Source organism: Janibacter terrae NBRC 107853, assembly GCF_001591405.1.
Classification (GTDB): domain Bacteria; phylum Actinomycetota; class Actinomycetes; order Actinomycetales; family Dermatophilaceae; genus Janibacter; species Janibacter terrae.
Genome location: NZ_BCUV01000007.1, coordinates 653,462 through 676,271, shown reverse-complemented (window position 1 = coordinate 676,271; position 22,810 = coordinate 653,462). Strand labels below are relative to the sequence as shown.

At 72.6% G+C, this 22,810-nt stretch carries 21 protein-coding genes; 14 read left to right on the top strand and 7 right to left on the bottom strand.

Annotation, left to right across the window (positions count from 1 at the left end; all coding sequences use genetic code 11):
* The first annotated feature begins 35 nt into the window (after positions 1-35).
* Positions 36-2,771, top strand: coding sequence for a LuxR C-terminal-related transcriptional regulator (locus JT1_RS12875; protein ID WP_169701997.1), 2,736 nt, complete (start codon positions 36-38; stop codon positions 2,769-2,771).
* A gap of 48 nt (positions 2,772-2,819) precedes the next feature.
* On the opposite strand, the gene JT1_RS12870 is transcribed toward JT1_RS12875, so the two are convergent.
* From JT1_RS12870 to JT1_RS12860, 3 genes are read right to left on the bottom strand one after another with little or no spacing between them, the layout of a single operon-like run.
* On the bottom strand, positions 2,820-3,620 hold the full coding sequence (locus JT1_RS12870; protein ID WP_068327126.1) for an ABC transporter permease: 801 nt from the start codon (positions 3,618-3,620) through the stop codon (positions 2,820-2,822).
* Positions 3,617-4,582, bottom strand: a complete 966-nt coding sequence (locus JT1_RS12865) for an ATP-binding cassette domain-containing protein (RefSeq protein WP_068327123.1) — start codon at positions 4,580-4,582, stop codon at positions 3,617-3,619. Before JT1_RS12865 ends, JT1_RS12870 begins: the two co-directional genes overlap by 4 nt.
* Positions 4,583-4,617: 35 nt before the next feature.
* A complete protein-coding gene (locus JT1_RS12860) occupies positions 4,618-5,265 on the bottom strand; it encodes a DedA family protein (RefSeq protein ID WP_068327120.1) in 648 nt (215 codons plus the stop codon).
* A gap of 91 nt (positions 5,266-5,356) precedes the next feature.
* Between JT1_RS12860 and JT1_RS12855 the strand changes: the two genes are divergently transcribed.
* The gene (locus JT1_RS12855) at positions 5,357-5,989 is read left to right on the top strand and encodes a TrmH family RNA methyltransferase (RefSeq protein ID WP_068327117.1); all 633 of its coding nucleotides are present in this window, start codon (positions 5,357-5,359) and stop codon (positions 5,987-5,989) included.
* 15 nt (positions 5,990-6,004) lie between these two features.
* Here JT1_RS12855 and putP read toward each other — a convergent pair whose 3' ends face one another.
* The gene (gene putP, locus JT1_RS12850) at positions 6,005-7,531 is read right to left on the bottom strand and encodes a sodium/proline symporter PutP (protein ID WP_068327114.1); all 1,527 of its coding nucleotides are present in this window, start codon (positions 7,529-7,531) and stop codon (positions 6,005-6,007) included.
* A gap of 134 nt (positions 7,532-7,665) precedes the next feature.
* On the opposite strand from putP, the gene JT1_RS12845 reads away from it, so the two are divergent.
* From JT1_RS12845 to JT1_RS12810, 8 genes are all read left to right on the top strand, one after another.
* Positions 7,666-8,871, top strand: a complete 1,206-nt coding sequence (locus tag JT1_RS12845; RefSeq protein ID WP_068327111.1) for a pyridoxal phosphate-dependent aminotransferase — start codon at positions 7,666-7,668, stop codon at positions 8,869-8,871.
* 134 nt (positions 8,872-9,005) lie between these two features.
* Positions 9,006-10,040 (top strand): class II fructose-bisphosphate aldolase, encoded by a 1,035-nt coding sequence (gene fbaA, locus JT1_RS12840; RefSeq protein ID WP_068327109.1) that lies wholly within the window; start codon positions 9,006-9,008, stop codon positions 10,038-10,040.
* The gene (locus JT1_RS12835; RefSeq protein ID WP_068327106.1) at positions 10,040-10,441 is read left to right on the top strand and encodes a DUF3151 domain-containing protein; all 402 of its coding nucleotides are present in this window, start codon (positions 10,040-10,042) and stop codon (positions 10,439-10,441) included. Before fbaA ends, JT1_RS12835 begins: the two co-directional genes overlap by 1 nt.
* A 203-nt stretch (positions 10,442-10,644) precedes the next feature.
* Complete coding sequence (locus tag JT1_RS12830; RefSeq protein ID WP_169701996.1) at positions 10,645-11,442, top strand: helix-turn-helix domain-containing protein; 798 nt, start codon at positions 10,645-10,647, stop codon at positions 11,440-11,442.
* 79 nt (positions 11,443-11,521) lie between these two features.
* On the top strand, positions 11,522-12,811 hold the full coding sequence (locus JT1_RS12825) for an adenylosuccinate synthase (RefSeq protein ID WP_068327099.1): 1,290 nt from the start codon (positions 11,522-11,524) through the stop codon (positions 12,809-12,811).
* 106 nt (positions 12,812-12,917) lie between these two features.
* Positions 12,918-13,097, top strand: a complete 180-nt coding sequence (locus JT1_RS12820; RefSeq protein ID WP_068327096.1) for a DUF5302 domain-containing protein — start codon at positions 12,918-12,920, stop codon at positions 13,095-13,097.
* 98 nt (positions 13,098-13,195) lie between these two features.
* Positions 13,196-13,687, top strand: a complete 492-nt coding sequence (locus JT1_RS12815) for an SRPBCC family protein (RefSeq protein WP_082807661.1) — start codon at positions 13,196-13,198, stop codon at positions 13,685-13,687.
* 3 nt (positions 13,688-13,690) lie between these two features.
* Positions 13,691-15,283, top strand: a complete 1,593-nt coding sequence (locus JT1_RS12810) for a phytoene desaturase family protein (protein WP_068327093.1) — start codon at positions 13,691-13,693, stop codon at positions 15,281-15,283.
* Positions 15,284-15,291: 8 nt separating this feature from the next.
* On the opposite strand, the gene JT1_RS12805 is transcribed toward JT1_RS12810, so the two are convergent.
* A complete protein-coding gene (locus JT1_RS12805; RefSeq protein WP_068327090.1) occupies positions 15,292-17,496 on the bottom strand; it encodes a HelD family protein in 2,205 nt (734 codons plus the stop codon).
* 417 nt (positions 17,497-17,913) lie between these two features.
* On the opposite strand from JT1_RS12805, the gene purD reads away from it, so the two are divergent.
* From purD to JT1_RS12785, 4 genes are read left to right on the top strand one after another with little or no spacing between them, the layout of a single operon-like run.
* The gene (purD, locus tag JT1_RS12800) at positions 17,914-19,200 is read left to right on the top strand and encodes a phosphoribosylamine--glycine ligase (RefSeq protein ID WP_068327086.1); all 1,287 of its coding nucleotides are present in this window, start codon (positions 17,914-17,916) and stop codon (positions 19,198-19,200) included.
* A gap of 49 nt (positions 19,201-19,249) precedes the next feature.
* Positions 19,250-19,645, top strand: a complete 396-nt coding sequence (locus JT1_RS12795; RefSeq protein WP_068327083.1) for a hypothetical protein — start codon at positions 19,250-19,252, stop codon at positions 19,643-19,645.
* A gap of 22 nt (positions 19,646-19,667) precedes the next feature.
* Positions 19,668-20,564 (top strand): phosphoribosylaminoimidazolesuccinocarboxamide synthase, encoded by an 897-nt coding sequence (locus JT1_RS12790; RefSeq protein WP_068327080.1) that lies wholly within the window; start codon positions 19,668-19,670, stop codon positions 20,562-20,564.
* A gap of 23 nt (positions 20,565-20,587) precedes the next feature.
* Positions 20,588-22,138 (top strand): fatty acyl-CoA synthetase, encoded by a 1,551-nt coding sequence (locus JT1_RS12785; protein WP_068327076.1) that lies wholly within the window; start codon positions 20,588-20,590, stop codon positions 22,136-22,138.
* A 20-nt stretch (positions 22,139-22,158) separates the two neighbouring features.
* Here JT1_RS12785 and JT1_RS12780 read toward each other — a convergent pair whose 3' ends face one another.
* Entirely contained in the window at positions 22,159-22,425 is a 267-nt protein-coding gene (locus tag JT1_RS12780; RefSeq protein WP_068327073.1) for a type II toxin-antitoxin system RelE family toxin, read from the bottom strand.
* Positions 22,422-22,718 carry a type II toxin-antitoxin system Phd/YefM family antitoxin gene (locus tag JT1_RS12775; RefSeq protein WP_082807750.1) on the bottom strand — a complete coding sequence of 99 codons (297 nt, stop codon included), beginning with the start codon at positions 22,716-22,718 and terminating at the stop codon, positions 22,422-22,424. Before JT1_RS12775 ends, JT1_RS12780 begins: the two co-directional genes overlap by 4 nt.
* Positions 22,719-22,810: the final 92 nt, after the last annotated feature.

Sequence of the window (22,810 nt, the reverse complement as noted above, 5' to 3'; positions counted from 1 at the left end):
TGTCCGCCGACGGCGGTGGAGACGGAGGAGCTGGAGTGGATCTCGCTGCGGGGCACGCCGTGGGAACCCCCGCCCCGGTCGGTCGTGCCCGCCTCGTGGGCGCGGTGACCGCACGGGTCCTCGACGGCCAGGCGGTCGCGATCCACGGACCCCGCGGGATGGGGCGCAGCACCGTCCTCGACCTCGTGACGGCGGCGGTGCCCAACGCGGTGCCGGTGCGGCTGCACCGTCGGGGCACCCGGGGCCACGCCGCACAGGTCATCGCGCAGGCCTTCCCGGCCGAGACCCTGGACGAGCTGCCGGAGCGGATGCGCGCGCGGCTCGCCGACACCCGCCTGCTCTCCGGCAACGACCCGACGGCCCAGCTCGGGGACGCACTCACCGAGCTGCTCACCACCCACGCCGCCCGAGCCCCCTTCGTCCTCGTCCTCGACGACGCCCAGCACTTCGACCTGGTGAGCCTCGTCGCGCTGCGGACGGCCGCCAGCCGCTCGCTCGGGCCCGGCACGCTCGGGATCCTGCTGTCGGTGGGGCCGGCGGAGGTGTCGGCGCGCACCGGCTTCGTGCCGGACCCGCTCGACACCCGGGAGATCCCGCTGCTCCACATCGACCTCGCGCCACTGGCCGGCGCGGACACGGTCGAGATGCTCACGTCCGTCGGTGTGCCGACCGACACGGCCCTGTGGGCGCACCGCGAGTCGGGTGGCAACCCCGGCCTGGCGCACCAGCTCGCGGCCGCGACGGACTCCCAGAGCCCCCTGGAGATGACCCGGGCGGTCGACGCCCTCGCGCGCGGCCACGCCAACGCGCTGTCCGAGCAGGTGCGTACGACGCTGCGCCGCGTCGCGGCCATGCACCAGCCGACGGCGGCGGTCCTCGGGCGGATCTTCGGCCCGGACGCCGACGCGAGCATCGCCACGGCCCGGGCGCTCGCGATGATCGTCACCGAGGACGACTACCTGCGCCTCACGCCGGCTGCCCTGGGCGACGTGCTGCTCGAGTCGATCGACAGCGACGAGCTCGTGCGCCTGCACCGCGAGCTCGCCGAGCACGCCGACAACGACGGCTTGGTGCGTTACCACCTCGCGCTCGCCGGCGACCCGTCGACGAGCCCCGCCGACCTCGCGTCCTCCGCCGCGGGGGCCGCTGCGCGCGGCGAGCACGACCTCGCCGGCCACCTCTACCTGCTGGCCGCGGACGCCGGGACGCCCGAACGAGCCGAGTGGCTCACCTGCTGCCTGGAGAACGCGGTCATCGGCAAGGAGACCCGCGTCCTGCACCGCGCCGTCCGGGCCGCCGTCGAGCTCACCGACCCCAACCACCGGGTGCGCGCCGACCTCGCCCTCGTCGAGCTGGGCGACCCTGCTCCCGACGAGGTCCTCGTCTCCGCGATGCAGGCCTCGCGCCGGCACCCCGAGCTGCAGGCCCGCGTGCTGCTGCAGCGCGCCCGTGTCCTCCTCAGCACGCACGACCTGCGCACGGCACTCGACCTGGCCCGCCGCTCGGCGGAGCTGGCCGCCCGCGCCGACCGCCCGGACATCGAGGTCGAGGCACTCACCGCCGCGGCCTCGGTGAGCCGCACGCTGGGCGAAGGGGGGGCGCGCGAGCTCATCGAGGAGGCCGCCGCGCTCGCCGCTCCGCCGCGGCCGGGCCAGGTGCACACCTCCGCGCGCTACATCGCGGCGCGCTTCGCGCTGCACGACGACGACCTGCAGCGAGCGCGCGCGGAGTTCGTCGACATGCTCGCCGACGTCGGCCAGGACGCCGGGTACGACACCGTGCACATCCTGCGCAGCCTCGTCGAGATCGTCGCGCGGCAGGGACGAGGACGCGAGGCGCTGGAGCTGGCGGGGCGGGCGACCCGGGCGGCGACGCACTTCGACACCCCGGTCGCGACCACCTGGTACATCGAGTCGGTGGCCGAGTCGGTGGGCGGGACCTTCGAGAGGTGCGCGGTGGTGAGCGCCCGCGGGGTCGCGCTCGCCCGGGAGCAGGACGACGAGCGCTACCTGCGCCGCCAGCTCACCTGTCTGGGGCTCGCCCGGCTCCACCTCGACGACCTCGCGGGGGCGGTGGCGGTCTACCGGGAGCTGCGCGCGATCGACGCGGCGAGCGGTATCCAGGACGTGACGGCGCTGCGCTGGCACACCGATGCGGTGACGGCCCTCGCCCTCACCGGCGAGGTGGTCGAGGCCGAGGAGCTGCTGGCCCTGGTGCGCGAGAGCCTCGACTCCGGGCAGGGCGCTCCCGGCGTCGTCATCGCCGCGGACCGGGCGGCTGCCGAGATCGCGGCCGCGCGGGGTGACCTCGACGAGGCGCGCCGGCTCGTGACCCGTGCGGCCACGGCCGCCGCGGAGCGCCGGCTGCCCATCGAGCAGGCCCGCTCCCTGGTCGCGCTCGCCCACCTCGAGCGCCGGGCCCGGCGGACCGGCCGCAGCCGGGAGGCGTCCGAGCGGGCCCGTGAGGTGCTGCGGCCCCTGCACGCCGAGCCGTGGACGGCGTGGGTCCAGGCCCGGTTCCCCGAGGGCGCGGCGCTGCACAGCCTCGAGCCCGAGCAGTCGGACAGCGCCGACCCGCTCGCCGAGCTGACGCTCACCGAGCAGCAGGTCGCCGCCCTGGTCGCCGACGGCGCGAGCAACCGCGAGATCGCCCAGCGCCTCCACCTGAGCGTCAAGACGGTCGAGGGCACCCTGACGCGGATCTACCGCAAGTCCGGCGTGCGCTCGCGCACCCAGCTCGCGACCCTCGTCCTCGGCCACGGTTGGCGCTGATCGAAGGGAGGGGACCTGCTCCCACCCGACCCGCCGCCAACCTCCTCGTCAGTCCGTCGTCCGGGCGTTGAAGGCGCGCAGCGCCAGCGGCGCGATGACGAGCGTGATCGCGACGGACCAGATGATCGCCGCGAGCTCGGGGTGGTGCAGCGGCCACGGGGCGTCCGCGCGCAGGGGCTGACCGGCGACGCCCCAGTTGTCGCGCATGGCCTGGCTCAGGGCGCTGATCGGGTTCCACTCCGCGATCGTGCGCAGCCAGGTCGGCATGACGTCGGTGCGCGCGAAGGCGTTGGAGAGGAAGGTGACCGGGAAGATCGTCGTGAACATCAGCCCGTTGACCGCCTCGACGGAGCGCATGGCCGAGCCGACGAGGATGCCGATCCAGATCATCGCGAAGCCGAAGAGCAGCAGCAGCCCGTAGCCGACGAGCGCGTTGACCACCCCGTCGTGGAGCCGCCACCCGATGAACAGACCCGTCACCGACATGACCGCGACGCCGATGCTCGAGTGGATGAGCGCGGCGATGCTGCGGGAGACGAGGATCGAGGAGCGCTGGATGGGCAGGGAGCGCAGGCGGTCGACCATGCCCTTGCCGATGTCGGTGTTGAGGCCGACGGCGACGATGAAGGAGCTGAAGGCGATGGTCTGCGCCATGATCCCGGGCAGCAGCCACGGCTTGTAGTCCACGCCGGGGATGTTGATGGAGCCGCCGAAGACGTACGCGAAGAGCAGCACGAACATCACCGGCTGGATCGTCACGTCGGTGAGCATCTCGGGCTGGCGCTTGATGTGCGTGAGGTTGCGGCGCACGAGGGTGGTGATCTGGCGGGTGCGGCTCGCCCCGGTCATGCCGGTGCCTCCTGGTTGCTGGACTCCCCGGCCGTGTGACCGGTGAGGGAGAGGAAGACGTCGTCGAGGCTGGGCCGCTGCATGCCGAGGTCGTCGACCTCGATCCCGGCCCCGTCGAGCTCGCCCGCGATCCGGGTCAGCTCCGCGACGGCGGCGCCCGGGGCGGTGAGCCGCCGAGCGTCCGCGTCGACGTGCAGCTCGCCGACGATCCGGCGGACGAGCCCGGCGGCCCGGCCGACCTCGTCGTGCCGGGAGACCGTGACGACGAGGCTCGTCGCGCCGGACTGGTTCTTCAGCTCGAGCGGGGTGCCCTGGGCGATGATCCTCCCGTGGTCGATGACGCAGACCCGGTCGGCCAGCTGGTCGGCCTCGTCGAGGTACTGCGTCGTGAGCAGCAGCGTCGTGCCGTCGCGCACGAGGTCACGCAGCACGTCCCACAGCTCGACGCGGCTGCGCGGGTCGAGGCCGGTGGTCGGCTCGTCGAGGAAGAGGACCGACGGGTGGGCGACGAGGCTGACCGCGAGGTCGCTGCGCCGTCGCATGCCGCCGGAGTAGTCCCGGACCACCTTGTTGCCCGCCTCGGTCAGCGAGAACCGCTCGAGCAGGTCGTCGGCACGCCGGCGCACCTCGCGCCCGGGCAGGCCGTAGAGGTCGCCGATCAGACGCAGGTTCTCCCGCCCGGTCAGCAGGTCGTCGACCGTCGCGCTCTGGGCGGTCAGGCCCATGCTCGCGCGCACCGCGTCGGGCTGCGTCGCCACGTCGTGGCCGGCGACCCGGGCCGACCCGCTCGTGGGGACCGTCAGCGTCGTCATCATCCGCACGGTGGTCGTCTTGCCCGCGCCGTTGGGCCCCAGGAGGCCGAAGACGGTGCCACGGGGCACCGTGAAGCTCACGTCGTCGACGGCCGTGAAGTCGCCGAATCGCTTGACCAGGCCCTCGGCCTCGATCACCGGTGTCGTCATGTCGGACCACGCTAGGGCCGGCACCCGAGCGCGCACTACCGCTTTTCGAGCTCGATGTGGTCGTCGGGGTCGTGGCTGCGGCGCAGCGAGCGGCGGACCATCCACACGAGCACACCGAGGGCGGTCAGGACGATGAGCGCGTAGACGACCTTGCTGATCGGGTCCATGTACCGCTCGACGAGCTCGTACCGGTCGCCGAGCTGGAACCCGATCCACACGAAGAGGCTGTTCCAGATGAGCGACCCGGCGCTCGTGTAGCCGACGAACTTCGCCAGTGGCATCCGGTCGATGCCGGCCGGGATCGAGATGAGGCTGCGGATGCCCGGCACGAAGCGCCCGAAGAAGACCGCCTTGGCCCCGTGCCTGGAGAACCACGCGTCGGTCTTGTCGATGTCCGCGACGTCGACGAGCGGCATCCGGCGCGCGATGCCCCGCAGCCGGTCCATGCCGAGCGCAGCGCCCAGCCCGTAGAGCAGCAGCGCGCCCGTGACCGAGCCGAGCGTCGCCCAGAGGATCGCCTCGACGACGGAGTACCGGCCCTGCGCGGCGGTGAAGCCGGCCAGGGGCAGGATCACCTCGCTGGGGATCGGCGGGAAGATGTTCTCGAGGAAGATCCCGAGCGCGATGCCGGGCCCCCCGATGCTGTCCATGAGGTCGAGGACCCACTGGACGATGGTGTTCATGCGGCCCTTCCGAGGGTGGCGTCTACGGTGGGGCCCCGTGGGCACCCCGGATGATCATGCCAAGGCTACGGGCGCTCCCTTCGCGCGCCCTGTGAACCACGGGGTCGGGCCGTGGGAGGGCGACTGGCCGCAGGACGAGCGCCTCGACCCGCAGCTGCTCCGCGAGGGCGACCGGCGCAATGTCGAGGACCGGTACCGCTACTGGTCCCACGACGCGATCACCGCGGACCTGGCCACGCGGCGCCACGACTTCCACGTCGCGATCGAGAACTGGGAGCACGACTTCAACATCGGCTCGGTGGTGCGCACCGCCAACGCGCTGGGTGCGGCCGCCTTCCACGTCGTCGGCAAGCGGCGGTGGAACCGTCGCGGCGCGATGGTCACCGACCGTTACCAGGTCGAGCACCACCACCCCGACGTCGCGTCCTTCCTCGCCTGGGCGAGCACCGCGGGCGAAGGGGGGACCCCCCTTCCCGTCATCGGCATCGACAACGTGCCGGGATCGGTCCCGATCGAGACCCACGACCTGCCGCGGGGGTGCGTCCTCGTCCTCGGGCAGGAGGGCCCCGGCATCAGCCCGCAGATGCTCGCTGCCTGCGACGTGGTCCTGGCGATCAGCCAGTTCGGCTCGACGCGCTCGATGAACGCAGGTGCCGCCGCAGCCATCGCGATGCACGCGTGGGTGCGGCGGCACACCTTCGGTCAGGTACCCGGCGAGGGCTGACCCTGCGGTCGGGCGCTACCTGGTCGCGGCGAGGTCGATGTCCCCGCGGGAGGCGCCGAGCTCGCGCTCCATGCTGTCGAACTCGGCCTGGATCTCCGGGTCCGTGGACGGCTTGGCGAGCGAGACGGCGACCGTGACGAGCAGGTTGAGCAGGAAGCCGGGGACGATCTCGTACATCCGGTCGCTCAGGCTGTCGATGTTGCCCCAGACGAAGACCGTGACCGCGCCGACGACCATGCCGGCGAGGGCGCCGGTGGCCGTGAGGCGCCGCCAGTAGAGCGAGAGCAGGACGATCGGGCCGAAGGCGGCACCGAAGCCGGCCCACGCGAAGGCGACGAGCTCGAGGATCGCCGAGTCGGGGTCGAGGGCGAGGACGAGGCCGACGAGCGCGACGACGAGCACGCCGACCCGGCGGTAGAGGAGCAGCGCCTTGTCCGAGGCCTTGCGCCCGGTGAGGTTGACCAGGTCCTCGACGAGGGCGGAGGAGCAGACGACGAGCTGGCTCGACATCGTCGACATGATCGCGGCGAGGACGGCGGCGAGCACGAAGCCGGCGACGAGGGGGTGGAAGAAGATCTGCGCCAGCAGGAGGAAGACGGTCTCGGGGTCCTCGATCTGCTTCGCCGGGTCGGCACCGTTGAAGTAGGCGACACCGATGATCGCGGTGGTGATCGCGCCGAGCGCCGTGATGATCATCCAGGTGGTGCTGACGATCCGGCCGTAGTGCGCGTCGGCGGGGGTGCGCAGCGCCATGAAGCGCACGATGATGTGCGGCTGGCCGAAGTAGCCCAGGCCCCACGCGGCCGTCGAGATGATCGCGAGGACGAGCAGGCCGGTGCCCTCGTCGCCGGCGAACAGGTTGAACACGTCCGGGTTGACGGCACGGGCACCGTCGGCGATCTCGCCCGGCGAGCCGACCTCGAAGAGCGCGACGAAGGGGACGGCGACGAGCGCGGCGAACATCAGCAGGCCCTGCGCGACGTCGGTGAGGGTCGCCCCGAGGAAGCCGCCGAAGAGCGTGTAGACCAGCGTGACCGCGGCGACGAGGAGCACGCCGTGCAGGTAGGTCCAGCCGAAGGAGCTCTCGAAGAACTTGCCCGCGGCGACCATGCCGGAGGAGACGTAGAAGGTGAAGAAGGCGAGGATGACGACCGCCGCGACGATGCGCAGCAGGTTGGTCCGGTCGCGCAGGCGCCGCCCGAAGTAGCTCGGGATGGTGATCGAGTCGCCGGCGATCTCGGTGTAGGCGCGCAGCCGGGGCGCGACGAACTTCCAGTTGAGCCACGCGCCGACCGTCAGGCCGATGGCGATCCAGCTCTCGATGAGGCCGGAGGCGTAGATGGCACCGGGCAGGCCCATGAGCAGCCAGCCGGACATGTCGGCGGCGTTGGCGGACAGGGCCGCAACGGCCGGGTGCAGGCCGCGCTCGGCGAGCATGTACCCGTCGATGTTGCGGGTGCGGGTGTAGGCGTAGTAGCCGATCGCGAGCATCGCGGTGAAGTACACGCCGATGGCGATGAGCTGGTAGGTCGTCTCGGACACGACGAGGTCCTCTCCGGTTGGTGTGGCCGGGGCACACTACATCCGAAGGCGCCCGCACACACCCTGCGTCCTCCCTCGCTCCCTGAGGAGGTCGCGCAGCGACCGTCCCGAAGGGCAGTGTGAGGATGGGCCCCATGGACAGCCGTGACACCCCCTTCGCCCCGTCCGCCCGGTCCGCGGTCGCCCCCTTCGAGGTCATGGACGTGCTCGCCACCGTCGCGCGGATGCGCGCGGAGGGAAGGGAGGTCGTCTCCCTCTGCGCCGGCGAGCCGAGCCAGGGCGCGCCGAGCGCGGTGCAGGTGGCGGCGGCCAGGATCCACGCGGAGGCACGGCCGCTCGGGTACACGCCGGCGCTCGGGACGACCCCCCTCCGGGCCGCGATCGCGGGGCACTACTCCCGCTGGTACGGCCTCGACGTCGACCCGGCCGAGGTCGCCGTGACGACCGGGAGCTCCGGTGGCTTCGTCCTGGCCTTCCTCGCGGCCTTCGACCACGGCGAGCGCGTCGCGCTGGCCCGCCCCGGCTACCCGGCGTACCGCAACATCCTCGAGGCGCTCGGCTGCGAGGTCGTCGACATCGCGACCGGCCCCACGGAGCGCTACCAGCCGACCGTCGCGCAGCTCGAGGCCGTCCACGCGCAGGCCCCGCTCGCCGGCCTCGTCCTCGCCTCGCCGGCGAACCCGACGGGCACGATGGTCGACCGCGGCGAGCTCACCGCGATCGCCGCCTGGTGCAGCGCCCACGGCGTCCGCCTCGTGAGCGACGAGATCTACCACGGCGTGACGTACGGCGAGGGCCCGGACGCGAAGGGGGTGAGCGCCCGGGAGGTCGACGAGCACGCGATCGTCGTCTCGTCCTTCAGCAAGTACTGGGGGATGACGGGGTGGCGACTGGGCTGGCTGCTCGTGCCGCAGGACCTGCGGTCGGCCGTCGACGCCCTCGCGGGCAACATCGCGCTGTGCCCGCCCGCCGCGGCGCAGGAGGCGGCGGTCGCGGCCTTCGCCGAGGAGACGTACGCGGAGGGCGAGGCCGCGCGGCTGCAGTTCGCGCGGGCGCGCGAGGTGCTGCTCCAGCGTGCCCCCGAGCTCGGGTGGGGCGCGGCGGCGCCCGCGGACGGCGCCTTCTACTACTGGGCCGAGCTCGGTGACGCGCTCGCGGGCTTCGCCGACTCCGGCGAGTACGCGGCCGCGCTGCTCGAGGCGACCGGTGTCGCGGTGACGCCCGGCGGGGACTTCGACCCGGTGATCGGGTCGCGCTGCGTGCGGCTGTCCCTCGCCGCCGGCCCGGAGGCCATCGCCGAGGCGCTCGACCGGATCATCGCCTGGCAGGCGTCGCGCTGACCGCACCCCGGCCGTCTCGCTCCCTGACGCGCGGAGCTACCCGGGCGTAACGGCGGTGACCCTTGGCCGGGCGCCGGGCGGATCTGCGAGGATCAGCAGGACGACCACCGAGCCGTGCCAGGAGGCCCACCGCCATGCCCATCGCAACCCCCGACGTCTATCGAGACATGCTCGACCGCGCGAAGGCCGGGTCCTTCGCCTACCCGGCCATCAACGTCACCTCGAGCCAGACCCTCAACGCCGCCATCCGCGGCTTCGCCGAGGCCGGCAGCGACGGCATCGTCCAGGTGTCCACCGGTGGTGGCGAGTACCTGTCCGGCCCGACCATCAAGGACATGGTCACCGGCTCGCTCGCGCTCGCGGCCTACGCGCAGGAGGTGGCGAAGAACTACGACGTCAACATCGCCCTGCACACCGACCACTGCCCCAAGGACAAGCTCGACGGGTTCGTCCGTCCGCTGCTCGCCGCGAGCAAGGAGCGGCGGGACGCCACCGGGCTGCCGATCTTCCAGTCGCACATGTGGGACGGGTCGGCGGTGCCGCTGGCCGAGAACCTGCAGATCGCCCAGGAGCTGCTCGAGCTGGCCAGGGCGGCCGACATCATCCTCGAGGTCGAGATCGGTGTCGTCGGCGGCGAGGAGGACGGGGTCGCCAACGAGATCAACGAGCAGCTGTACACGACCCCCGAGGACGCGCTCGCGACCGTCGAGGCCCTCGGTCTCGGTGAGAAGGGTCGCTACATGACGGCCCTCACCTTCGGCAACGTCCACGGCGTCTACAAGCCGGGCAACGTCAAGCTGCGCCCCGAGATCCTGAAGCAGTGCCAGGACGCGATCGTCGCGAAGTACGGCAGCGACCACGGCGAGCACCCGCTCGACCTCGTCTTCCACGGTGGCTCGGGCTCGAGCGCCCAGGAGATCAGCGACGCGGTCGACTTCGGCGTCGTCAAGATGAACGTCGACACCGACACGCAGTACGCCTTCACCCGCCCGGTCGCCGGCTGGATGCTCGAGAACTACACGGGCGTGCTGAAGATCGACGGCGAGGTCGGCAACAAGAAGCAGTACGACCCCCGCGCGTGGGGCAAGGAGGCCGAGGCGTCGATGGCCGCCCGCGTCGTCGAGGCCTGCGAGAACCTCCGCTCGGCCGGGACGTCGGTGAAGGCCTGATGGACAACCTGCTCGGCATCCCTGAGACCAAGCTGCCCGAGGACCCCGCCGCGGCGCGGATCGACGGGGGCGAGGACGCGGCGAAGGTGGCGGCGGACCTCCCTTCGTCCTCCCTGCCGTGGGCCGTCCTCGCCGAGACCGCGCTCGACGGCGGCCGCTCGATCGAGGCCTACGCCTACGCGCGGACCGGCTACCACCGCGGTCTCGACGCGCTGCGCCGCTCGGGCTGGAAGGGGCAGGGACCGGTGCCGTGGGCCCATGTGCCCAACCGCGGCTTCCTGCGCTCCCTCGCCGCGCTGGCCCAGGCCGCTGGCGAGATCGGTGAGGCCGACGAGGAGCTGCGCTGCCGTACCTTCCTCAGCGACTCCTCGCTGGAGGCGGCCCGCGCGCTGCTCGGCTGACCCGGGACACACGAAGGGCGTCACGACCGTGGTCGTGACGCCCTGCGTGTCGGTCCGGTGTCCCGCAGCCCGGAGCATCCGGCGGGAGGCGCCGCTGAGAAGTCCCCTGATTTCGTGTGCGGCGCCCCCGCACTGATCACAGTTTGCACCATTCGTCCACGTGATCCCGGCACCCGACGGCCACTGGCACTAACATGCCACGCATGTCCCCGACCGCGGCACCCGACGACGAGCCGCTGCGCCGCCTCGAGCGCTACCTCGCCGCAGACACCATCCGCGTCGAGGAGGCCCGCGAGCGGCTCACCGACATCGGTGACCTCCTCATCACGCTGCGGGCCCGGATGCACAACATCGACCTCGGCGACGACCCCGGTGTGCAGGTGCTCACGCAGGACGTCGCCGCGCCGATCATCGACCGCATCGCCAGCCAGGTCGCGCGCGTCGACAACGTCGTCACCGACATCGAGCCGGGGGCGGGTCGCGAGGAGACCAGCACGCGCCACGAGCGCGACCGGGCGATGGCCGGGCAGGTGCAGCGCACGCTCGTCCACCCGATCGTCCTCGAGAGCGAGATCTCCAGCGCCGAGCTGGCCGCCGGCCGGACCGCCGGACAGCTGCAGCGGGTGTCCGACCTCGTCGAGTCCGCATTCTGCGTCCTGGGGGAGGAGGCCGTCCTCACCCTCGCCACGTGGGCTGACCCCACGTCCAACTACGTCCTGATCCACAACCCCGCGCTCGTGCACCACTTCCGGGCGTGGTTCGAGCTGCTGTGGTCGCACGCACCGGTCATCGAGGCCGCCGATGCCGACGCCGACGAGGCGCTGCTGCACATGCTCATGCTCGGGGCCAAGGACGAGATGATCGCCCGCTCGCTCCACGTCGGTCTGCGCACCGTGCGCCGCCGGGTGGCCGCGCTCATGGACCGCTACGGCGTCGCCACGCGCTTCCAGCTGGGCGCAGCGCTGGAGCGCGACGGTCGGCTGTCGGGGCCCGCTCGGTAGAGTGAGGGGGAGCAGCCACGGGCGCGCCCGTGGCTGGACTGCTGTCGAGACCCGCACCTGGTGCGGGCGAGGAGGACCGATGCCGGCGATCGTGCTGGTCGGCGCCCAGTGGGGCGACGAGGGCAAGGGCAAGGCCACCGACCTGATGGGCAACGACGTCGACTACGTCGTGAAGTTCAACGGTGGCAACAACGCGGGTCACACCGTCGTCATCGACGGTGAGAAGTACGCCCTGCACCTGCTGCCCTCGGGCATCCTCACCCCGAGCGTCGTGCCGGTCATCGGCAACGGCGTGGTCATCGACCTCGAGGTCCTCTTCCAGGAGCTCGACGGGCTCGACGAGCGCGGGGTGGACACCTCCAGGCTGCTCATCAGCGCCAACGCGCACATCATCGCGCCGTACAACCGCACGCTCGACAAGGTCACCGAGCGCTTCCTCGGCAAGCGCAAGATCGGCACCACGGGCCGTGGCATCGGCCCGACCTACGCCGACAAGATGAACCGCGTCGGCATCCGGGTGCAGGACATCTTCGACGAGGGGATCCTGCGGCAGAAGGTCGAGGCCGCCCTGGACCTCAAGAACCAGATCCTCGCCAAGGTCTACAACACGCGCGCCGCCGACGTCGACGCCGTCGTCGACGAGCTGCTCTCCTACGCCGACCGGCTGCGGCCCATGGTCGCCGACACCACCCTCGAGCTCGAGCAGGCGCTCGACGCCGGCAAGAACGTGCTCCTCGAGGCCGGTCAGGCGACCCTGCTCGACGTCGACCACGGCACCTACCCCTTCGTCACCTCGTCCTCGGCGACCGCCGGCGGTGCGTGCACCGGGTCGGGCATCCCGCCGACCCGCGTGAGCCGCGTCATCGCGATCCTCAAGGCGTACTCGACACGCGTGGGCGAGGGGCCCTTCCCGACCGAGCTCTTCGACGACGACGGCGAGTTCCTGCGCAAGACCGGCCACGAGTACGGCACGACGACCGGCCGGCCGCGCCGGTGCGGCTGGCTCGACGTGGTCGTCGGGCGCTACGCCACCCGCATCAACGGCGTCACGGACTTCGTCGTCACCAAGCTCGACGTCCTCACGGGGCTGGAGCGCGTGCCGATCTGCGTCGCCTACGAGATCGACGGCGAGCGGGTCGAGCAGATGCCCGTCAACCAGTCCGACGTGCACCACGCGAAGCCGATCTACGAGTACCTCGACGGCTGGTGGGAGGACATCACCCACTGCCGCACCTTCGAGGAGCTGCCCGCCAACGCCCAAGCCTACGTGCTGTGGGTCGAGGAGCTCGTCGGGGCGCGGGTCTCGGCCATCGGGGTCGGCCCGGCGCGCGAGGAGATCATCCCGCGGCACCCGCTGCTCGACGCCTGAGCCTGCCTTCGTCCGGCCAAATGCCGTTGCCAGCGAGGCCCGCGTGCACCATGGTGGGTGCACGGGCCCGCGGTCGCGGTCCCGGCCCCGAGCGAAGGGAGGTCCCATGAGCAACCACGAGAGCGCTCCCGAGGACGTGAAGGCGAAGTTCCGGGAGGCGCTGGAGAAGAAGCAGGCGCACGGCGGAGCCAATGTCTCGCCGAACGGGGCGCACGGCAAGGTCGAGGACGCGCACCGCGCCGAGACCAGTGCGACCCAGCAGATGTTCCGCCGCAAGAGCGGCTGACCACTCACTCCACCCGCGGCCCCCGGAGCGATTGCTCCGGGGGCCGTCGGGGTAGGGGGAACCCGTCCGACCTGCCCCAGACCCGAGGAGGCGCGCCCATGGGTGCCGACGACGCCACAGACCACGACCTGTCCGGGTCCGAACCGGTGCGGTGGACGACGAGTGCGTCCCCCGAGCGGGTGTGGGCGGTGATCGAGGACGCCTGGACCTACGGCGCCTGGGTCGTCGGGGCCTCCCGCGTGCGCTCCGTCGACGACTCCTGGCCGGCTGCCGGAGCTCAGCTGCACCACTCGATCGGCGTCTGGCCGGTCGTGCGTGACGACACGACGTCGGTCCTCGAGCACGACCCGGAGTGCCTGCGCATGGTGCTGGAGGCGCGGGTGCGGCCCCTCGGCACCCAGGTCGTCGAGCTCGAGGTGGGCCCCGGCCCGCGGGGCACCGTCGTCACGATGCGCGAGGACGCATCGGGCGGACTCGCGGCCCTGGTGCCCCGGCCGGTGCGCCAGGCCGGGCTGCGGGTCCGCAACCGTGAGGCCCTGCGCCGCCTGTGCCTGCTGGCCGAGCGGGAGACCCGGGTCGAGAGGGCCTGACGCATGGAGACAGTCGACGCCGTCGTCATCGGTGCGGGCCACCACGGCCTCGTCACCGCCGCGTACCTCGCGGACTCCGGCTGGGACGTGCTCGTCGTCGAGGAGCGTGCGCAGGTCGGCGGGGCGGTCTCGAGCCGCAGCGACGGGGGCTGGACCGAGGACGAGTTCAGCGCCTGCCACCCGCTCGCGCTGGCCTCGCCGGTGCTTCGCGAGCTGGACCTCGAGGCACACGGGCTGGAGTGGCGCCACGCGCCGCGACCGCTCGCCCACCTCTCCGGTCCCGGCGAAGGGGGCGTCGCCCTCCACGCGGACCCGCAGGACACCGCTGCGGACCTCGAGCGGGAGCACCCGGGCGACGGGGCCGCCTGGCTCGAGATGGTCGAGCAGTGGCAGCGCGTGCGCGAGCCGCTCCTCGCCGCGCTGCTCACCCGCTGGCCCCCGGTCAAGGACGTCGCCCGCCTGGTCGCCCGGCTCGGAGTGCGCGAGGCGCCGGACCTCGCGCGGCTCGCCGTGCTGCCGGTGACCCAGCTGGCGCGCGAGGGCTTCGGCGGCACGGGGGCCGGGCAGCTGCTCGCGGGCAACGCGATGCACGCCGACATCCCACCGACCGCTCCGGGCAGCGGCCTGTACGGCTGGCTGATGACGATGCTGTGCCAGGAGGTGGGCTTCCCCTCGCCGCGCGGAGGCACCGGCCGGCTCGCCGAGGCGCTCCGGCGTCGTGCCGAGGGCGCGGGCGCCCGGATCGAGACCGGCACCTCGGTCGAGCGGGTCGTCGTCTCCGGAGGGCGGGTGCACGGGGTCGAGCTCGACGGCGGACGCCGGGTGCGCACGCGGCGGGCCGTCGTGGCGGACACGAGCGCGCAGGCACTCTACGAGGACCTGCTCGACCCCGATGACGTGCCGCAGGGGCTGCGCCGTCGGCTGCAGCGCTTCACCTGGGACCTGCCGACGCTCAAGCTCAACCTGCGCCTCGACGCGCCGATGCCCTGGTCCTCGCCCGCAGCGCGCGGAGCCGGCGTCCTGCACGTCGGCCACGACGTGCCGGGGCTCGTCCGGTGGTCCGCGGACCTGGAGGCGGGAGAGGTGCCGGGGACCCCCTTCGCCCTCCTCGGGCAGATGACGACGATCGACCCGTCGCGCTCACCCGCCGGTACCGAGGCCCTGTGGCTCTACACCCACCTCCCGCGCGACCGGTACGACGACCCCGCCGCGGTCGCGGCGACCGTCGCCGGCTGCGAGGAGGTACTGGACGCCTTGGCGCCGGGCTGGTCCGCCCACGAGGTCGGCCGCTGGGTGCAGGGCCCGCAGGACCTGGAGGCGGCGGACGCCAACCTCGGCCGCGGCGCGGTGGGCGGCGGGACCCAGCAGCTCTTCCAGCAGGCGATCTGGCGACCCGTGACCGGTCTGGGTGGGCCCCGCACGCACGTCGCGGGCCTCTACCTGGGCAGCGCGGCCTCCCACCCCGGCGGCGGTGTGCACGGCGGGTGCGGGTACCTCGCGGCCCGCGCGGCCCTGCAGGACTCGCGGTGGTGGGGACGCCCGCGAGAGCAGCTGCTCGTCTCGGCGCTGCGCCGCTTCCACGACGATCCCGCCTGAGCCGGACGTCAGTCGGTCGGGCGCAGCACAGTCATCCGGTGCGCCGCGCGGGTGAGCACGACGTAGAGCACACGGGCCCCGCCGGGCGACTCCGCGACGATGGCGTCGGGGTCGACGACGAGCGTCGCGTCCCACTCCAGGCCCTTGGTCGACAGCGGGTCGATGACGACGACGCGACCCCCGTGCGAGCCGTCGAGCGGCAGGAGCGCCGCCGCGTGCCGCTGGGGCGCGATGACCGCGATGGACCCGTCGACCTCTGCGGCGAGGTCCGAGAGGGCCTGCGCCGCGAGGGTGGCGACGTCGGGTCGTGAGTCGTCGAGCGCGTCGCCAAAGGTGAGCTCGACCGGGCGTACGCCCGTCTCGCGCACCGCGTCGGGGATGTCCGCGTCCGGGACCACGGGCAGGATGACCTCGCGCGCGTAGTCGAAGATCTCCTGCGCGTTGCGGTAGTTGGTCGTCATGTGGAAGGACTGCCGCGGCTGGGTGCCGTAGGCCTCGTCACGCGCCCGCTCGGCCTCGGCCACGTCCGGCCAGGAGGCCTGCGCGACGTCGCCGACGACGGTCCACGAGGCACGCCGGCCACGACGGCCGATCATCCGCCACTGCATGGGGGAGAGGTCCTGGGCCTCGTCGACGAGCACGTGCGCGTACTCACCGGGACGGCCCACCGTGCCGACGAGCAGGCGCTCGCGGGCGGTGGTCGGGGTGAGCTCGTGCTCGACCTCGGGCGCGCGGATCGCCGAGCCCATCGCCTGCAGCTCCTCGACGCCGTCGAGCTCCTCGATCTCGTAGAAGGAGCGCTCCTCCTGCTCGGGTGCCTCGACCTGGCCGACGCGGACCGACAGCTCGTCGACGAGGGCGACGTCGGAGACGCTCCACGTGCCGAGGCGCAGCGTCTCGCGGGCGGCGTGCGCGAGGTCCGCGGCGTCGCCCTGGCTGAGGACGGAGCGGCAGACCTCGTAGGCCAGCTCGGTGTCCTCGAGCCAGAGCAGGGCCTCGCGCGGGTCGACCTGGGGCCACCAGGCGGCGACGAAGTCGTCGATGGCCAGCGACTCGTCGAAGGCGTCCATGAACTCGTCGCGGTCCCCGTGGCGCACCTGCTTCCACGCGGCCTCGGCGAGCAGCTCGCGGGCGAACCGGGTCGCTTGGTTGCGGGTGCGGTCGCGCAGCGCCTTGCGGCGGATGTCGGCGAGGGCACGCTCGTCGAGGTGGAAGGGCAGGCCGTTGACCATGGCGCGCAGGCTCGTCGGGGCGCCCGGGACGGCGCGCGCCGCGAGCCGCGACAGGACCGTGCGCATCTGCAGCGAGCCCTTGGTCGCGGCGGTGGACGGCGGGTCGTGGCGGATGGCGGTGATGACGTCGACGATGTCACCCACCGAGCGCAGGGTGACCGAGTCCTCGCCGAGCGAAGGGAGGACCCGCTCGATGTACGCGGTGTACGCCGACGACGGTCCGATGACGAGGATGCCGCCGCTCTCGTAGCGGCGTCGGTTGGCGTAGAGCAGGTAGGCGGCGCGGTGCAGCGCGACGACGGTCTTGCCCGTCCCGGGGCCGCCGCTGATCTCGGTGATGCCACGGTCGGTGGCCCGGATCGCCTCGTCCTGGTGGGTCTGGATCGTCGCGACGATGTCGCGCATCTGCTGGCCGCGGCTGCGGGTCAGCGCCGCGAGCAGCGCACCGTCACCGACGACGACCATGTCGTCGGGGGCGACGGGGACCATGAGGTCGTCCTCGACGCCGACGACCCGCTCGCCGCGGCAGCGCAGCACCCGACGGCGGATGACGCCGTGGTTGTCGCCGGGGGTCGCCCGGTAGAAGGGGGAGGCGGCGGGGGCGCGCCAGTCGATGACGAGCGGCTCGTAGTCGTCGTCGCGGACCCCGAGGCGACCGATGTAGCGGATCTCCCGGTCGGGGTCCGCCTCCTGCCCGGCGTGGTCGAGGTCGAGCCGGCCGAAGACGAGGCCCTCGTGCTGGTGCTCGAGGTGTGCGACCCGGCGGGCGGCGTTGAAGACGAGGGCGTCGCGCTCGAAGAGCCCGGACATCTCCTCGTCGCGTACGTCACCGGTGCGGTCGGTGCGGCCGCGGGACATGCCGTCGACGGCGACGAGATCGGCGCGCTTTCCGGCCTTGGTCAGTTCCGTGTAGACGCGGTCCAGGTGCTGCTGCTCAGTGGCGATCTCCGCAGCGACGGCGTCGACGTGGGTGTCGGTCACGGGTCGAGCTGCTCCCCTCCGGTTCGGGCGAAAGTGCGAGTCTACGGGGTCGGGCGGGCCGCTCGGTGACCTCCCGTGACCGTCTGGGTGTCCGCTCGGAGAGCGCCTCGACAAGTCTCATCATTCCCGTCTTGATTTCAACCTCAACGAAGTGTCACTATCTGGAGGTCGGCTTCGGCCGACGGTCGCGCGGTCGGTGTCCCCCCTGATGTCTGGACCCGCGACCCGGGGCGCAGCTCACGGCAGATACCCCCTGCCTGCCGAGAGCTGCGCCCCACTTTCATGTCCGGGCATCCGCAGGAGGCCGTCCGCGGCCGTCTTTGCTCGTGCTCCCTGAGGAGGCCGTCCGCGGCCGTCCCGCTCGTGCTCCCTGAGGAGGCCGTCCGCGGCCGTCTCGAAGGGCCGTAGGCTCGCCCCGTGAAGGTTCTCGTCATCGGCTCCGGCGCCCGCGAGCACGCCCTCGTCCGCGCCCTCACCCTCGACCCCACGGTGGACGCGGTCATCGCCGCGCCAGGCAACCCCGGCACGGACGTGCTGGCACTCAACGAGCCGGTCGACCCCACCGACCCGGGCGCGGTCGTCGAGCTGGCCCGCCGGCACGAGGTCGACCTCGTCGTCGTCGGACCCGAGGCCCCGCTCGTCGCGGGCGTGGCAGATGCGCTGCGCGAGGCCGGCATCCGCTGCTTCGGCCCGGGCGCCGAGGCAGCGCGCCTCGAGGGCAGCAAGGCCTACGCCAAGGAGGTCATGGCCGCCGCTGAGGTGCCGACCGCCATGGCCCACGTCTGCACGACCGAGGAGCAGCTCGCCGAGGCGCTCGACTCCTTCGGTGCCCCCTACGTCGTCAAGGACGACGGGCTGGCGGCCGGCAAGGGGGTCGTCGTTACCGAGGACCGCGCCGCTGCCATGCGGCACGGCCTGGCCTGCCTGGCGAAGGGGGAGGACGCGCAGGTGGTCATCGAGGAGTTCCTCGACGGACCCGAGGCGAGCCTCTTCTGCATCTGTGACGGCACCACCGTGGTCCCGCTCGACCTCGCCCAGGACTTCAAGCGGATCTTCGACGGCGACGAGGGTCCCAACACCGGCGGCATGGGGGCCTACAGCCCGCTGACGTGGGCCCCGGACGGGCTCGTCGAGGACGTCGTGGCCCGGGTGGCCCAGCCGGTCGTGGACGAGATGGCCCGGCGGGGGACCCCCTTCGTCGGGGTGCTGTACGTCGGCCTGGCGCTGACCTCCCGCGGCCCGCGGGTCATCGAGTTCAACGTGCGCTTCGGTGACCCCGAGACCCAGTCCGTCCTCGCCCGACTGGAGTCGCCGCTGGCCGTGCTCCTCGCGGCGGCCGCGGACGGCAGCCTCGACGACCACGACCCGCTGCGCTGGAGCCCGCAGTCGGCCGTCACGGTCGTCGTCGCGGCCGAGGGCTACCCGGCCTCGCCCCGCACCGGGGTCGCGATCGGGGGGCTCGAGGAGCTGACCTTCGGCGAGCTCGCGGAGCACGTCCACGTGCTGCACGCCGGCACCGCCTGCGACGATGCCGGGGAGCTCGTCTCGGCGGGCGGGAGGGTGCTGTCCGTCGTCGCGCTGGGCGACGACCTCGTGCAGGCCCGCGAGCGCGCCTACGCGGCGGTCGCGCGGATCGAGCTCGAGGGCGGCCACCACCGCACCGACATCGCGCTGCGCGCCGCGCGGGGCGAGATCCACGCCTGATCCCCTCGTCGGTGGGCGTGCCGGTCGCCCGACGGGGTAGGTGTGGTCCATGGACGAAGCACACCGCAGACCGGACGGCGTCGACGACCAGACGGTCGAGGCGCTCGGCAAGCTGTCCGAGGCCCTCGAGGTCGTCGAGGAGACCCGAGGGCACCTCTACGCCTTCCACCGTCGGTGCGGCACCGCCGACCTGACCCTCCAGGAGGCCGTGCGTCTCCTGCGCGAGGCCGGTCACGCCGAGATCGCCGAGGGCCTCCAGACCGACCTCGTGGGGCGCAACGTGCTCCCGGACCGGTGGAGCTACCAGGTCGTGGAGGAGTACGACGCCCTGTACTACGAGCCCTTCCGTGCCGCGGAGGCCGCGGCGCGCGAGGCGCTCGTCGAGGGCAAGCGGCACCTGTACGAGGCGGAGATGAAGGTGGCGGAGCGCCGCGACGGTCCCTGAGGCCGCCTGCGAGGATGAGCCCATGAGCGAGGTACCCCTGCAGCTGCCCGGTTACGCCCACGTCTACTCGGGCAAGGTCCGCGATCTCTACGCGCCGCTCGGGGCCGACGGCGCCCCGCGCGCGGACCAGCTGCTGCTCGTCGCGAGCGACCGGATGTCGGCGTACGACTTCGTGCTCGACACCCCGATCCCCGACAAGGGCGTCGTGCTCACCCAGATGTCGCTGTGGTGGTTCGACCGGCTCGCCGACCTCGTGCCGCACCACGTCGTCTCCACGGACGTGCCGGCCGCGGTCGCCGGGCGCGCCGTCCTCGTCGAGCGCCTCGAGATGCTGCCCGTCGAGTGCGTGGCGCGTGCCTACCTCACGGGTGGGGGCCTGAACGAGTACCGCTCGACCGGTGCCGTCTCCGGGATCGCGCTGCCCGAGGGTCTCGTCGACGGTTCGCGCCTGCCGGAGCCGATCTTCACCCCGTCGACCAAGGCGCCCGTCGGCGAGCACGACGAGCCGATCCCGTACGCGGGGGTCGTGGCCGAGATCGGCGAGGACCTGGCGGCCCGCGTGCGCGACCTGACGGTGCGGATCCTCCAGCGCGGCAACGAGATCGCGACCGAGCGGGGCATCATCCTCGCCGACACCAAGGTCGAGTTCGGCATGCGCGGCGACGACGTCGTCCTCGCCGACGAGGTCCTCACGCCCGACTCCTCGCGCTTCTGGCCCGCCGACCAGTGGGAGCCCGGGCACCCGCAGCCGAGCTACGACAAGCAGTTCGTCCGGGACTGGCTCACCTCACCGGCCTCGGGCTGGGACAAGGCCTCGGGCGAGGCCCCGCCGGCCCTGCCGGACGACGTCGTCGAGCAGACCCGGGCGAAGTACGTCGAGGCCTACGAGCGCCTCACGGGGCAGACCTTCCGCGCCTGAGCCCGGCGAGGCAGACTGCGGGCATGACATCGACGGAGATGGACATCGCCCGCGCCAACGGACTCGCAGAGGTGTTGCGCCGCAGCGCCGCCCGCCACCGCGACAAGATCGCGATCATCGACGGGGAGACCCGGTGGAGTTTCCGCGAGCTCGACGAGGTCGTGACCTCCGTGGCCGCCGGTCTGGCCGAGCGCGGGGTGGCGCAGGGCGACCGGGTCGCCCTGCTCAGCCGCAACAGCGCCGACTTCGTCGCGATCGCCTGGGGCGCGGCGCGGCTCGGCGCGATCCTCGTGCCGATCAACTTCATGCTCACCGCCGACGAGGTCGGCTGGATCCTCGGTGACAGCGAGCCGGTCGCCTTCGTCGCGCAGGCCGAGTTCGTCGGGACCGCGGAGTCCGCGATCGAGGGCAGCGGGCAGGAGGTGACCACGCGGATCGTCTCCGGGGGAGGAGCCGCGGGGTGGACCCCCTTCGCCGATCTCGTCGGGACCGACTCCTCCGACTGGACTCCGCCGGTCGTCGCGGACGACGACCCGATCCGGCTCATGTACACCTCGGGCACGGAGTCGCGGCCGAAGGGGGCGCTGCTCACCTCGCGCGCGCTGCAGGCCGAGTACCTGAGCGCGATCATCGACGGCGGCATGAGCGGGGACGACGTCGACCTGCACACCCTCCCGCTCTACCACTGCGCGCAGCTCGACTGCTTTCTCGGGCCGGACATCATGCTCGGCGCGACGAGCATCATCCTGCCCGCGCCGGACCCGGCGACCGTGCTCGCGAAGATCGCCGAGCACGGGGTGACGAAGTACTTCGCGCCGCCGACCGTGTGGATCGGCCTGCTGCGGCACGCGGATCTCGACGCGACCGACCTGTCGAGCCTGCGCAAGGGCTACTACGGGGCCTCGCCCATGCCCGTCGAGGTGCTCAAGGAGATCCAGCAGCGGCTGCCCGGGGTCGACCTGTGGAACTTCTACGGGCAGACCGAGCTCGCTCCCGTCGCGACGATCCTGCCGCCGCACGAGCAGCTGTCCCACGCCGGCTCCGCCGGTCGGCCCGTGCTCAACGTCGAGACCCGCCTCGTCGACGACGACGGCAACGAGGTGCCGGTGGGCGAGGTCGGCGAGGTCGTGCACCGCAGCCCGCAGATCGCCGCGGGGTACTGGCGCAACGAGGCCAAGACCGCCGAGGCCTTCGGGGGTGGCTGGTTCCACTCCGGCGACCTGGCCGTCGCGGACGACGAAGGGCGGATCACGATCGTCGACCGCAAGAAGGACATGATCAAGACCGGCGGGGAGAACGTCGCCTCCCGCGAGGTCGAGGAGGCGATCTACGCCCACCCGGACGTCGCCGAGGTCGCCGTCTTCGCCCTGCCGGACGCGACGTGGGTCGAGGCCGTCACGGCCACCGTCGTCGCGAAGGAGGGCTCCGGCCTGACCGTCGAGTCGGTCCGGGAGCACTGCGCCTCGGCCCTCGCGCCGTACAAGCGGCCCAAGCGGGTCGAGATCCTCACCGAGCTGCCCAAGAACCCGAGCGGCAAGATCCTCAAGCGACAGCTGCGGGAGATGTTCGGCTGATCGGAGGGTCTCCGCCGGGCTCAGGTCCGGTACGCATCCCTCCGGTGGGAGATCGTGACGACGTGGACGCGCACGACCTCGTCGTCGATCTCGTAGATCACCCGGAACTGTCCGCGCCGGGCGGAGTGCAGGCCGTCCAACGGTGCGCGCAACGGCTTCCCGACGCGGTGCGGGTTGTCGCTGAGCGCGCCCAGGACGAACTCCAGGCACGCGGCCGCCACGGGTTCGGGCAGGTCCGCGGTCAAGGCCCTGCGGGACTGCTCCGACCAGGTGATCTCGTAGGTCATCGCGAGGTCTGGGGCCGGCCTCGCCCGGCAGCGCGCATGGCCTCGACGACCTCGGCCGTGCTGAGGACCTCGCCCTGCCGTGCCTCATCCAAGGATGTGCCGATCTCGCGCACGAGCTCCGCGTCGGAGAGGACGTCGAGGGTCTCGATGAGGATGTCGTAGTCCTCGGCGCTCAGCAGGACCGCCTCCCGCCGCCCGTTGCGGGTGATCTCCACGCGCTGGTGCGTCCGCACGGCCTCGTCGACCATGCGGGACAGGTGGGCGCGAGCCTCGGCCAAGGGAACCATCGACATGTACATGATTCTAGCGTCTTTGGTGCCGGGGCGTCCCAGCTCGGGAACATCTCCGACTCGGCCGAGGATCGAGCGGGTGCGCACGGCGTCCG